This is a genomic window from Citrobacter sp. MNAZ 1397 (assembly GCF_023613995.1).
In the GTDB taxonomy this organism is placed as follows: domain Bacteria; phylum Pseudomonadota; class Gammaproteobacteria; order Enterobacterales; family Enterobacteriaceae; genus Phytobacter; species Phytobacter ursingii.
Genome location: NZ_JAKIVH010000001.1, coordinates 1,089,405 through 1,102,435, shown reverse-complemented (window position 1 = coordinate 1,102,435; position 13,031 = coordinate 1,089,405). Strand labels below are relative to the sequence as shown.

12 protein-coding genes are annotated in these 13,031 nt (G+C 53.1%); 7 read left to right on the top strand and 5 right to left on the bottom strand.

Translation table 11 applies throughout. The features are described from left to right. Window positions 1–100: 100 nt before the first annotated feature. Window positions 101–1,051 (top strand): universal stress protein UspE, encoded by a 951-nt coding sequence (gene uspE / locus L2097_RS05090; RefSeq protein ID WP_047370076.1) that lies wholly within the window; start codon window positions 101–103, stop codon window positions 1,049–1,051. Between the two features lie 44 nt (window positions 1,052–1,095). Here the strand turns inward: uspE and L2097_RS05085 are convergent, their stop codons facing one another. Next, window positions 1,096–1,971 (bottom strand): LysR family transcriptional regulator, encoded by an 876-nt coding sequence (locus L2097_RS05085; protein ID WP_047370075.1) that lies wholly within the window; start codon window positions 1,969–1,971, stop codon window positions 1,096–1,098. Window positions 1,972–2,072: 101 nt separating this feature from the next. Between L2097_RS05085 and L2097_RS05080 the strand changes: the two genes are divergently transcribed. After that, entirely contained in the window at window positions 2,073–2,528 is a 456-nt protein-coding gene (locus L2097_RS05080) for a multidrug/biocide efflux PACE transporter (protein ID WP_250352252.1), read from the top strand. A 21-nt stretch (window positions 2,529–2,549) separates the two neighbouring features. Here L2097_RS05080 and L2097_RS05075 read toward each other — a convergent pair whose 3' ends face one another. The 3 genes from L2097_RS05075 to pntA all read right to left on the bottom strand — a co-directional run bounded on the left by L2097_RS05075 (window position 2,550) and on the right by pntA (window position 6,693). Next, window positions 2,550–3,671 (bottom strand): mechanosensitive ion channel family protein, encoded by a 1,122-nt coding sequence (locus tag L2097_RS05075; protein WP_047370073.1) that lies wholly within the window; start codon window positions 3,669–3,671, stop codon window positions 2,550–2,552. A 90-nt stretch (window positions 3,672–3,761) separates the two neighbouring features. After that, a complete protein-coding gene (pntB, locus tag L2097_RS05070; RefSeq protein ID WP_047370072.1) occupies window positions 3,762–5,150 on the bottom strand; it encodes a Re/Si-specific NAD(P)(+) transhydrogenase subunit beta in 1,389 nt (462 codons plus the stop codon). Window positions 5,151–5,160: 10 nt separating this feature from the next. Beyond that, a complete protein-coding gene (pntA, locus tag L2097_RS05065) occupies window positions 5,161–6,693 on the bottom strand; it encodes a Re/Si-specific NAD(P)(+) transhydrogenase subunit alpha (protein ID WP_047370071.1) in 1,533 nt (510 codons plus the stop codon). 527 nt (window positions 6,694–7,220) lie between these two features. Here pntA and ydgH point away from each other — a divergent pair. From ydgH to folM, 3 genes are all read left to right on the top strand, one after another. Further along, the gene (gene ydgH, locus L2097_RS05060; protein WP_250352251.1) at window positions 7,221–8,165 is read left to right on the top strand and encodes a DUF1471 family protein YdgH; all 945 of its coding nucleotides are present in this window, start codon (window positions 7,221–7,223) and stop codon (window positions 8,163–8,165) included. Between the two features lie 184 nt (window positions 8,166–8,349). Beyond that, window positions 8,350–9,732 carry an amino acid permease gene (locus L2097_RS05055; protein WP_250352250.1) on the top strand — a complete coding sequence of 461 codons (1,383 nt, stop codon included), beginning with the start codon at window positions 8,350–8,352 and terminating at the stop codon, window positions 9,730–9,732. 38 nt (window positions 9,733–9,770) lie between these two features. After that, a complete protein-coding gene (gene folM / locus L2097_RS05050; protein ID WP_250352249.1) occupies window positions 9,771–10,493 on the top strand; it encodes a dihydromonapterin reductase in 723 nt (240 codons plus the stop codon). Here folM and L2097_RS05045 read toward each other — a convergent pair. After that, entirely contained in the window at window positions 10,490–10,825 is a 336-nt protein-coding gene (locus L2097_RS05045) for a GlpM family protein (RefSeq protein ID WP_103279205.1), read from the bottom strand. The genes folM and L2097_RS05045 overlap by 4 nt on opposite strands. 129 nt (window positions 10,826–10,954) lie before the next feature. Between L2097_RS05045 and rstA the strand changes: the two genes are divergently transcribed. Together rstA and rstB are read left to right on the top strand one after the other, a co-directional pair. After that, window positions 10,955–11,674: a two-component system response regulator RstA gene (gene rstA / locus L2097_RS05040; protein WP_047370065.1), complete on the top strand. Its 720-nt coding sequence runs from the start codon at window positions 10,955–10,957 to the stop codon at window positions 11,672–11,674. A gap of 26 nt (window positions 11,675–11,700) precedes the next feature. Continuing rightward, window positions 11,701–12,990, top strand: a complete 1,290-nt coding sequence (gene rstB, locus L2097_RS05035) for a two-component system sensor histidine kinase RstB (protein WP_047370064.1) — start codon at window positions 11,701–11,703, stop codon at window positions 12,988–12,990. Window positions 12,991–13,031 lie beyond the last annotated feature (41 nt).

The window sequence follows — 13,031 nt, the reverse complement described above, 5'->3', positions numbered from 1 at the left end:
ATGATTTATTGATCTGGCAAAAGGTTTTCCCTGTTTCATTCAGTACTTATAGGTTATCTTGTAATTACAGACTGTGGTGACAGATGTAAGGAGACCCTGTATGGCTAAGTATCAAAATATGCTGGTCGCCATCGATCCTAACCAGGACGATCAGCCCGCATTACGACGTGCCGTGTATTTACATCAACGGATTGGCGGCCGGATTAAAGCATTCCTGCCGATCTATGATTTCTCTTACGAAATGACCACCCTTCTGTCCCCTGACGAACGCACAGCCATGAGACAAGGCGTGATCAGCCAGCGTACGGCCTGGATACGTGAACAGGCGAAGTACTATGTGGATGCTGGCGTTCCTATTGATATTAAAGTGGTATGGCATAACCGTCCCTTCGAGGCCATCATTCAGGAAGTGATATCAGGTGGTCACGACTTGCTGCTGAAAATGGCCCACCAGCATGACAAACTGGAATCGGTTATCTTCACCCCCACCGACTGGCATCTGCTGCGTAAATGTCCTTGCCCGGTTTGGATGGTGAAAGACCAGCCGTGGCCTGAAGGCGGTAAAGCGCTGGTGGCGGTCAATCTTGCCAGCGAAGAGCAATATCACAATGCGCTGAATGAAAAACTGGTGAAAGAGACCCTGCATCTGGCTGAACAGGTCAACCACACTGAAGTGCATCTGGTCGGCGCTTATCCGGTCACCCCAATTAACATTGCCATTGAACTGCCGGAGTTTGACCCGAGCGTCTATAACGACGCGATTCGCGGCCAACATCTGATTGCCATGAAAGCCTTACGGCAGAAATTCGGTATTGATGAAAAAGTAACCCATGTAAATAAAGGTCTGCCGGAAGAAGTCATTCCGGATCTGGCGGAACATTTGCAGGCAGGGATCGTCGTGCTGGGTACTGTTGGACGCACCGGGATCTCCGCCGCTTTCCTCGGGAATACCGCTGAACAGGTGATCGATCACCTGCGTTGCGATCTGCTGGTCATCAAACCTGACGACTATCAGAGTCCGATTGAACTGGACGACGAAGAAGACGATTAACCGCAGCCCACAGCATAACGCCCGCCACTCGCGGGCGTTTTCTTTTATTGCTTACCTCGCCAGTGCTGCAAATAGTGCCGCAGCCAGCTCCCGGCAACGCCTGGCGGCTGCTTTTTATTCCACAGCAGGTCAATAAGGATACTTTGCGGCCACCCCGGCACATCGACACGCGTCAATTTTTTCGCCCCGGAAAACTCATCCACCAACGCGCAGGGTAATGCGCACCAGCCAAACCCCTGCTCAGCCATGCTGAGTAATAGCAGATAGCTCGGCGCTGACCATACAGGGCCGCGCGCAGGCATATTACGGTTTTCCAGATAGGTATTAAGCCGCAACTCACGCCAGGTACGTAACTGCTCCTCAGAGACGCTGCCCTGCTGTGCCAGCGGATGCCCACGCGCCACGTAAATATCCATGCGACTCTGCATTGGCAGGCGCATCGCACCGATGTCCGTCGGATAGGTATCACGGGCTTCCGTTAAGCCTAACTGCGCGCGTCCCTTTTGCAGCAGATCGATAACATCCTCGTTTTCGCCAATCAGACATTCGAATTCAGTATGCGGATAGCGCTTGTCGAACTCCCCCAACAGATCCGCCAGTGTATCCGGGTTCAGCGTATCGGAAAGTATGAACGTCAGCCGCGTTTCCGTTTCCCCCACCAGCCAGACTGCCAGCTCATCCAGTTTATCGCTGGCGGCGAGAATGGCCTGCACGTAGCTGAGCGCCCGCATCCCTTCTGGCGTCAGCACCGGATGACGGGCTGAACGATCAAAGAGCGTCACGCCTAAGTCGGCTTCCAGATGAGCGATAGCGGTACTGATAGTGGACTGGCTTTTCCGCAGTTTCCGCGCCGCGGCAGAAAAAGAGCCAGAGGCAACGGTTTCAACAAAGGCAGTGAGAGCTTCCGGAGAGTAGCGCATGATGTATCTATTTAGTCGATGGTATCTATCTTTAATTTATCTCATAAAACGATAAAAATCCTCTCAGTAAACCCGTCGAACGACAAAGAGGACCCGAAATCATGCAACAACATGCCGTACAGCGCCGAAGCCTGGCCGAGCGCATTTTTCACGCAGTGAGCTTCGAAGCGATTGCCACCGCTATTTGCGCCCCGGCCAGCGCCTGGATAATGCAGCGTCCGGTGCTGGAGATGGGGGGACTGACATTGCTGCTGGCCACTGCGGCGATGATCTGGAACGTGATTTATAACGCACTGTTTGACCGGCTTTGGCCCGTTCATCGCCTGACCCGCACCGCGAAGGTTCGTGCCTGGCATGCGCTGGGCTTTGAAGGTGGTTTTATCATCATTGGCGTGACGATAGCCTCGCTGACGCTTGGCATTGGGCTGGTTGAGGCTTTCTTACTGGAAATCGGCTTTTTCCTCTTCTTTCTTCCTTACACCATGGCGTTTAACTGGGTCTACGACATACTGCGCGCCAGGGTAATCCACCGTCAGGCGGCGCGCATATGTCAGTAAGGTATGCCGGGTGAGTGTGTTTTAACTGCGCGTCCCGGTCATCGTCTCTTGCTGGCTGTCGGCATCCGGCACGCCAGCAGGCCATGGCCCTTTCACAACGGTTGTAGGCAGTGCCAACTGCACGTCATTCGCCGCCAGTTGCTCCATAATGCGAATATTAATCTCCTGCTGGATATCCATATATTTATTGTAATCTGCCGTATTGACGATATGTACGACTTCAAAGTTAAGTCGATCGGTGCCGAAGCCAAGAAAATGGGCGCGGTCGAATTTAGTTTCCCCGACGTCATTGATGATGGTTTTTATCATTTCACCTATCTGGCGGAGTTTGTCCGGCGGCGTTGACAAGGCAACACCGAAAGTAAAAACGATACGTCGGGTTTGCATACGCTTATAGTTATGCAGCGTCTGTTGCAGAAGAATCGCGTTACCACAGACAATTTGCTCACCGCTCAAACTGCGTATGCGCGTGGTCTTAAGACCGATATGCTCAACAGTCCCGGCGACATCGTTAAACACCACGAAGTCCCCAATCTCAAAAGGCTTATCAAAACCAATCGACAACGAGGCGAAGACATCGCTGAGGATAGTCTGTACCGCCAGGGCGATGGCGATGCCGCCGACGCCGAGACTGGCCACCAGCGCGGTAATGTTCACCCCGGCATTCGCCAGAATCGACAACAGCATAACGGTCCAAATCAGCATCCGTAGCAGCAAGCCGGTAATGACCAGCGTCACCGGATTTTTGTGCATGCCGGGTTCATAACGCAGTTGGTGCAGCCAGGAAATAATCCCCTGATCAAACCAGAGCGCCATTTGAATGGCGAGCACCAGAAACCAGGCATGACTGATTGTCGCGGAAAGAGTAGTGGGGAGTTCAACAAAACGCAGGCTAAATAGAAAGGCGGCGATAAAGAGCAGCACCTTACTGGTTCTGACTAACATGTCATTGAGCACCAGACGCATTTTCTGCGTGCTGTGATGCTTATCGCCCCAGCTCTGAACGCCTTTACCGACGATACGCAGTAAACGGTTAAGCAGCCAGTAAGCCAATATCGTAATGATGACGACCGTGAAGACAGCAATCCAGAACGATGGCGTCATCATTAAAGATATCAAATCAAAACGTGATAAAAATTCCATTCTTTCCCTCGTCATAACCGTGAAGAGAAAAAGTATAGACGCAGACAAAAAAAAACCGCTCCGAAGAGCGGTTGAGATAAGCGCGGCGCGTTACAGCGCTTTCAGAATCGCATCCACGCTGGCTTTGGCATCGCCAAACAGCATCTGGGTATTCTCTTTAAAGAACAGTGGATTCTGTACCCCTGCATAACCGGTATTCATGGAGCGTTTGAACACGATAACGTTCTGCGCTTTCCATACTTCCAGAACAGGCATACCTGCGATTGGGCTCTTCGGATCGTCCTGCGCCGCCGGGTTAACGGTGTCATTCGCACCAATAACCAGTACGGTGTCGGTATCGGCGAAGTCATCGTTGATTTCGTCCATTTCCAGCACGATGTCATACGGTACTTTCGCTTCTGCAAGCAGTACGTTCATGTGTCCCGGCAAACGGCCCGCTACCGGGTGGATACCGAAGCGCACTTTCACGCCGCGCGCACGCAGTTTCTCGGTAATTTCGGCCACCGGATACTGCGCCTGCGCTACCGCCATACCGTAGCCTGGGGTGATGATGACTGAGTGCGAGTTTTTCAGCATTTCAGCCGTCTCTTCGGCGTTGATCTCGCGGTGCTCGCCCACTTCTTCATCGGCGCCCGTTGAGGAGCCGTCGGTACCAAAGCCACCGGCGATAACGCTGATAAAGGAACGGTTCATCGCCTTACACATGATGTAAGAGAGGATCGCACCCGAAGAGCCCACCAGCGCACCGGTGACGATCAGCAGGTCGTTGCTCAGCATAAAACCAGCCGCCGCTGCCGCCCAACCGGAATAGGAGTTCAGCATTGAGACCACAACCGGCATGTCAGCACCGCCGATAGAGGCCACCAGATGCCAGCCGAATACCAGCGCAATGGCTGTCATTACCAGCAGCGCGAGAGACTGCAGGCCCACGCTTTCTGTACGAACAAAGATAACCAGCAGTATGAAAGAGACCACCAGCGCCGCAAGGTTCAATTTGTGACGGTTTGGCAGCATCAGCGGTTTTGAGGAGATCTTGCCGCACAACTTACCGAACGCCACGATAGAACCGGTGAAGGTGACCGCACCAATAAAGATGCCCAGGAACACTTCGGTCAGGTGAATGTTGACCAGGATCGGCTCCATGCCCGGTTCGTGGTACAGGTAGCTGTTAAAGCCAACCAGCACCGCGGCCAGACCTACAAAGCTGTGCAACACGGCGACCAGCTCAGGCATCTCGGTCATTTCAACTTTACGCGCCAGGCGAATACCGATTGCACCACCGATGATCATCGCAACGATAATCCACGCCACGTTGCCGGTGTCCGGCCCGAAAATCGTGGCAATCAGCGCAATCGCCATCCCGGCAACGCCAAAACGGTTACCCTGCTGGGACGTCTCGTGTTTCGATAGCCCTGCCAGGCTGAAAATAAACAGGATCGCGGCAACAATGTATGCAGCTGTAACTAATCCTCCAGACATGTGCTACCCCTTAGTTCTTCCGGAACATTTTCAGCATGCGCTGAGTGACGGTGAAACCACCAAAAATATTAATGCTGGCAATCAGTACGGCGATAAAGCTTAAGAAGCTGACCCAGCCACCATGGCCGATTTGTAAGAGCGCGCCAACGACGATAATGCCGGAGATGGCGTTGGTTACCGACATAAGCGGGGTATGCAAGGCATGGGAGACGTTCCACACTACGTAGTAACCCACCACGCAGGCCAATGCAAACACGGTGAAGTGACCAAGAAACTCTTTAGGCGCAACGTCGGCCAGCCAGCCGAAGAGGATAATGACCAGCGCCATGATGCCGTATTTCAGCCATGGCGATGTGGGTTTAGCCTCTTCTTTCGCAGCGGCAGGCGCCGCTTTTGCCGCAGCCTGCGGTTGCGCGGAGACCTGAATCGGTGGAGCCGGCCAGGTGACTTCGCCATCGCGAATCACGGTCACGCCGCGCACGACAACGTCCTCGAAATCTACCGTCACATTGCCGTCTTTTTCCTTGCACAGCAGTTTCAGCAGGTTGACGAGGTTGGTACCGTAAAGCTGAGAAGACTGCGTCGGCAGACGACCCGGCAGGTCAGTATAACCAATGATTTTAACGCCGTTCGGCGTGGTAACGACTTCGTTCGCCACGGTGTATTCACAGTTTCCGCCGTTTTGCGCCGCCAGGTCGACCACCACGCTGCCGGATTTCATGGAATCCACCATCTCGCGGGTAATCAGTTTCGGCGCCGGTTTGCCCGGAATCAATGCGGTGGTGACGATGATATCAACGTCTTTTGCCTGCGCGGCAAAGAGTTCCATTTCCGCTTTGATAAACGCTTCGGACATCACTTTCGCGTAGCCGTCGCCGCTACCGGCTTCTTCTTTGAAATCCAGCTCCAGGAACTCAGCGCCCATACTCTGGACCTGTTCCTTCACTTCTGGACGGGTATCAAACGCGCGAACAATCGCCCCGAGGCTATTCGCGGCACCAATTGCGGCCAGACCGGCAACACCTGCGCCAATGACCATCACTTTCGCTGGCGGGACTTTACCTGCGGCAGTGATCTGCCCGGTAAAGAAACGGCCAAATTCATGGGCGGCTTCCACAATAGCGCGATAGCCAGCAATGTTCGCCATGGAGCTCAATGCATCCAGCGCCTGAGCGCGAGAAATACGCGGCACAGAATCCATCGCCATGACGGTAATATTACGGGCAGCCAGTTTTTCCATCAGCGGCGCATTTTGCGCAGGCCAGATAAAGCTGACTAATGTCGTGCCCGGATTAAGCAAGGCTATTTCTTCATCGGTCGGTGCATTCACCTTGAGGATAACGTCAGAGTGCCAGACATTATTTTCGTCCACCACGGTTGCGCCAGCCTGGGTAAACGCGTTGTCATCGAAGCTTGCCAGTTTGCCCGCGCCGCTTTCAATCGCGACGGTGAAACCCAATTTAAGCAATTGCTCTACCGTTTTCGGCGTCGCCGCAACGCGGGTTTCATTGGCCAACCGTTCTTTTGGTACACCAATACGCATAGTTTTCCCTTCCATCGATTTTAGATGATGGTTTGTCAGTGATGCCCGGGCATTACGTTGCCTGCCAGAGATAAATAAACAGACTGCATCCCGGAAAATAAAACAGTAACAAACTTTCTATAACCTACTGAAAATAACGCCTGTGATCTACCGTCAGAAAACAGAAATTCTGTTTTTATCTGCGAAAACCGGGCAGGTAGCGGAGCTGACAGGGTTATTTCCCTTTAATTCATTTAAACAAGCCGATATTCCGCTCAGGCGAAGCGGCAAAACACGATTAATCTCCAGCGCACATCGCTATTTTAACAATGTATTAACTTATAAAACTCATATGCTTTATGACTTTTGCTGGTCAACAGCCTGTTTTTTCAACATATCATTAAACGTTATCGTAAAACGTCTGGCGTGTAGCACACTCAGTGAAAAATGACGCAGACAGTCGTGTTGATTAAATGCAATAATCAGCGACGTTTTTAAGTCAACAACAACACCAGTATCTGGTTTGCGCAAGGCGAAGGATCATTTTTATGAAGCTTAAGTACACCCTCCTGGCGTCAGCACTTTTGTCCGTTACGGCCCTGTCAGTCAACGCAGCGACAGAGTTAACGCCGGAGCAAGCGTCAGCATTGAAGCCCTACGATCGCGTTGTTATCACCGGTCGCTTTAACTCTATTGGCGATGCCGTTAAAGCCGCGTCGAACCGTGCTGATAAAGAAGGCGCGGCCTCGTTTTATGTTGTAGATACCTCCGATTATGGTGAGAGCGGCAACCAGCGTGTCACCACGGACCTGTATAAAGCCGATGCACCGAAAGCCGATGCGCCAAAACTGCGCGTCATCAATGGCGTTACTGAGCTGCCGAAGACCCAGGCCATTGAGCTGGAACCGTTCGATACCGTGACGGTGCAGGGATTCTATCGCTCCCAGCCGGAAGTAAACGATGCCATCACCAAAGCGGCGAAAGCGAAAGGGGCTGCCTCTTTCTATATCGTCCGTCAGGTGGATGCCAACGAAGGCGGCAACCAGTTGATTACGGCCTATATCTATAAAGCCGATGCCAAAAAACGCGTACTGCAGAGCCCGGATGCTATCCCACGTGATTCCGAAGCAGGCCGCGCGGCATTAGCGAAAGGCGGTGAAGAAGCCAAAAAAGTAGAAATTCCAGGCGTCGCCACTACCGCTGCGCCGAGCGCTGAGGTGGGTCGTTTCTTCGAAACACAATCCTCAACCTCAAACCGTTACACTGTCACATTGCCTGATGGTAAAAAAATCGAAGAAGTGAATAAAATCACTGCTGCGCAAATGATTCCGTTTGACAGTGTCACCTTCACCGGTAACTACGGCAACCTGACCGAGATCTCTTATCAAGTCGCTAAACGTGCCGCGGCGAAAGGCGCCAAGTACTACCACATCACCCGCCAGTGGCAGGAAAATGGTAGCAATATCACCGTCAGCGCTGATTTGTACAAATAAGTCTCCCCTTCACCTTAAAGGCGGCCCAGGTCGCCTTTTTTATTTTTTTCACGAAATTCACCCGTCACGCATTGCATGCCATAACGACTCTCCGTAAAATCCCGCGCCTCAGTGATATCCACCATTTTTATGCGCATATGCGAAATAATTATTCTGGATTGAGTCCGTTCATAACAGGATACCCATGGAAAAGAAACTTGGCCTGAGCGCTTTAACTGCGCTGGTATTAAGCTCAATGCTCGGCGCAGGCGTTTTCAGCCTTCCGCAAAATATGGCGGAAATCGCCAGCCCAGCCGCGTTATTGATTGGTTGGGCTATTACCGGCGCGGGGATATTACTGCTCGCCTTCGCCATGCTTATCCTGACGCGTCTTCGCCCGGATCTGGACGGCGGTATTTTCACTTATGCCCGGGAAGGTTTCGGCGAACTTATTGGTTTTTGTTCCGCCTGGGGCTACTGGCTTTGCGCGGTGATCGCCAACGTCTCATATCTGGTGATTGTCTTCTCTGCGCTAAGTTTCTTTACCGATACGCCAGAGCTGCGCTTCTTTGGCGACGGTAATACCTGGCAGGCGATTGTCGGCGCCTCCCTGCTGCTGTGGTTTGTTCACGCATTAGTGCTGCGCGGCGTGCAGACGGCGGCCAGCATTAATCTCGCCGCGACACTCGCCAAACTGGTACCGCTTGGTCTGTTTATTGTGCTGGCGGCAATCGCCTTCCATTACGATACGTTTAGCCTGGATTTCTCCGGTATCGCACTCGGGGTACCCGTATGGGAGCAGGTGAAAAACACCATGCTCATTACCCTTTGGGTGTTTATCGGGGTTGAAGGCGCCGTGGTCGTTTCTGCGCGCGCGCGCGACAAGCGCGATGTGGGACGCGCCACCCTGCTGGCAGTGCTGGCTGCCCTCGGTGTCTATTTGTTGGTGACATTGCTGTCTCTGGGGGTAATACCGCGCCCGGAACTGGCGGCAATGCGTAACCCATCCATGGCCGGCCTGATGGTCAGGCTGATGGGATCCTGGGGCGATGTGGTCATCGCTGCAGGGCTGATTGTTTCGGTCTGCGGCGCCTATCTGAGCTGGACGATCATGGCTGCGGAAGTGCCGCTACTGGCCGCCACCCATCAGGCGTTTCCACGCCTTTTTGCCCGCCAAAACAAGAATAATGCCCCGGAGGCATCGTTGTGGTTAACCAATATCAGCGTGCAGGTCTCGCTGGTGCTGATCTGGCTCACAGGTTCTGATTACAATACGCTGTTGACCATTGCGTCCGAGATGATTCTGGTTCCTTATTTGCTGGTCGGGGCATTCTTACTGAAAATCTCTCGTCGCCCGTTGCACCGCGCCGTCGCTATCGGCGCCTGCCTCTATGGCTTATGGTTACTGTATGCATCCGGTCCGATGCATTTGCTGTTGTCGGTTGTGCTCTATGCGCCTGGCCTGCTGGTCTTTATCTATGCACGCCGCACGCATGACATAGCCAGTCTGCTTAAACGTCGGGAAAGAGTGCTGATTGGTCTGCTGCTGATCGCCGCCATTCCCGCCACGTGGATGTTGATGGGGTAAACAGCGCGTACGCCCCGTTGAGAAGGAGAACGTATTCGATGGGAAACACGAAGACACGCCCGATATTGATTACCGGAGGAGGCCGTCGCATCGGCCTCGCCCTCGCCCACCATTTTCTTAGCCAGCAGCAGCCGATTATCGTCAGTTACCGGACACACTATCCGGCGATTGAACAGTTAACCGCTGCGGGCGCTTTATGCATTCAGGCAGATTTCAGCAGTGATGAAGGCGTTCTGGCCTTCGCCGATAGGGTGAAGGAGAAAACGCAGGGGTTGCGGGCCATTATTCACAATGCGGGCGACTGGGCGGGTGAAAAACCCGGCGTTGCGCTGCCCAATGTCCTTTCCAGGATGCTGCAGATCCACGTCCATGCTCCCTACTTACTTAACCACGCACTGGAGAGCTTATTGCGCGGCTTCGGGCATGCTGCCAGCGACATTATTCACTTTACCGATTATGTCGTTGAGTGTGGAAGCGACAAACATATTGCCTATGCCGCCAGTAAAGCGGCGCTGGATAATATGACCCGCTCTTTTGCCAAAAAGCTGGCGCCGGAAGTGAAGGTCAATGCTATTGCCCCGGCGCTGATCCTGTTTAATGACGACGATGACGCGGAATACCGTCAGCAGGCGCTTAATAAATCGTTGATGAAAATCGCCCCCGGCGAGAAAGAGATTATCGATCTGGTCGATTATCTGCTGACCAGTTGCTACGTCACGGGACGTACGTTCGGTGTGGATGGCGGCCGTCCGCTGCGCTAGTGGAGACGGCTCCAGATAAAAATTAACAGCCATGCGCTGAGGCACCAGCAGAACACTGCGGCGCTCAGCGCGTATCCAACACGCATAAATCCGGTGAAATACCACAGTGACAGCAGGTAAAGAAAATAGGGAATAATGGACCACATGCCAAAAACGATGGTAGTACGTAACGCCTCAACGCCCCGCTCGGTTGCCACAATATAATGGGCGATTAAGGCAAAGGTCGGAAATAACGGAATGAGTCCAGCGATATAGTAATTTTTCGTTTTTGACAGCAATCCAATTAATAATACCACCAGCGCGCCGATTGCCGCTTTTATCACCAGGGCCATCAGGTTCCCTTTCTCATCATGACAACAAAGGCCTACAGCATAGCGGATGGGGAGCATGTTTAGAAAAGATTAATGGCAGGATCAATAAAGGCAGTGTATGTTCATCTTTTTGACTCATCACGATGATATATGAATAAGATCGTTTTTGTGGAAGACGACCCGGAAGTGGGCGCGCTTATTGCGGCATATCTGGGCAAACACGATATGGATGTGATCGTTGAACCGCGTGGTGATCGAGCAGAAGACGTCATCGCCCGTGAAAAACCAGATCTAATTCTCCTGGATATCATGCTCCCCGGCAAAGATGGGATGACACTGTGTCGCGATTTACGCCAGCAGTGGAGCGGCCCTATCGTCCTTCTCACCTCGCTTGATAGTGATATGAACCATATTCTGTCGCTGGAGATGGGCGCGAATGATTACATTCTCAAAACAACCCCCCCTGCGGTTTTACTGGCGCGTCTGCGACTGCACTTACGCCAGCAGGCCGGCACCACCCAGCAAGAATCTGCCCCGGCATCGCTTAAGCAGCATAAGACGCTGCAATTCGGCACACTGACCATCGATCCGGTAAACAGGCAGGTGCTCCTGGCAGGCGAGCAGGTTGTCCTCTCTACCGCCGATTTCGATCTGCTATGGGAACTGGCTACCCACGCAGGACAGATCATGGACCGCGATGCGTTGCTGAAAAACCTGCGCGGCGTGACCTATGATGGGATGGACCGCAGTGTTGATGTGGCGATTTCGCGCCTGCGCAAAAAATTGCTCGATAACGCCACCGAACCTTTCCGTATTAAAACCGTGCGCAACAAAGGCTATCTCTTCGCCCCGCACGCCTGGGATAACTGAGTCCGGTCCTCTTCGCGGGTGTCGCCATGAAAAAACTTTTCGTCCAGTTTTATCTGTTACTGTTTGTCTGCTTTCTGGTGATGACCATGCTGGTCGGGCTGGTTTATAAATTCACCGCTGAGCGTGCGGGGCGACAGTCGCTGGACGATTTGATGAAAAGTTCGCTGTACTTAATGCGCAGCGAACTGCGTGAAATCCCGCCGCACCAGTGGAACAAAACACTCAAAGAGCTGGACCTGAACCTGTCGTTTAACATGCGCGTGGAGCCGATGAGCAAGTTCACACTCGAAGCCCCCGCGCAACAGCGTCTACAGGAAGGCGATATTGTCGCGCTGGATTCGCAATATACCTTTATTCAGCGCATTCCACGTAGCCACTATGTCCTGGCAGTAGGCCCGGTCCCCTACCTCTTTTACCTGCATGAAATGCGTCTGCTTGATATGGCGCTGATGGCGTTTATTGCTATTTCATTGGCCTTCCCGGTGTTTATCTGGATGCGTCCCCACTGGCAGGAGATGCTACGGCTGGAATCTGCCGCCCAGCGCTTTGGGGAAGGTCATCTGGAAGAACGTATCCATTTTGACAGTACATCCAGCTTTGAACGATTGGGGATCGCCTTTAACCAGATGGCGGATAATATCAACGCCCTGATCGCCAGTAAGAAAATGTTGATTGATGGCGTGGCCCATGAATTACGCACACCGCTGGTCAGGCTACGTTACCGCCTGGAGATGAGCGATAACCTGAGTGATGGCGAACGTAGCGCGTTGAATCGCGATATCGGGCAACTCGAAGGACTTATCCAGGAGTTGCTCACCTACGCGCGCCTCGATCGCCCACAGACCGAACTGAAACTGACCACGCCCGATCTCAACGCATGGCTGGACGGTTATATGCTGGATGCCCGCAGCGTCAATCCGGACCACCAGCTGGCGCTCAATAATCAGCCCGGTGACTATGGTTCGCTGGACATGCGTCTGATGGAGCGAGTGCTGGATAACCTCATCAATAATGCCCTGCGCTACTGCCAGAACACGGTAAAAGTGACATTACAACTTGAAGGCTCGCAGGCAAGCCTGATTGTTGAAGACGATGGGCCCGGGATTGCCCCTGATGAGCGCAGCCGTATATTTGAGCCCTTTGTGCGCCTGGACCCCAGCAGAGACCGTGCAACTGGCGGTTGTGGTCTGGGGCTTGCCATCGTGCATTCTATCGCCCAGGCGATGAGCGGTGAAGTCAGATGCGAAGAGAGCGATGCAGGCGGCGCCCGCTTTTGTTTCCAGTGGCCGGTCTGGCACGACACTTCCCTCACCTGAAAAGCGTGACTTGCACCGTGTTCAGGTGTAGATAGTTGTGC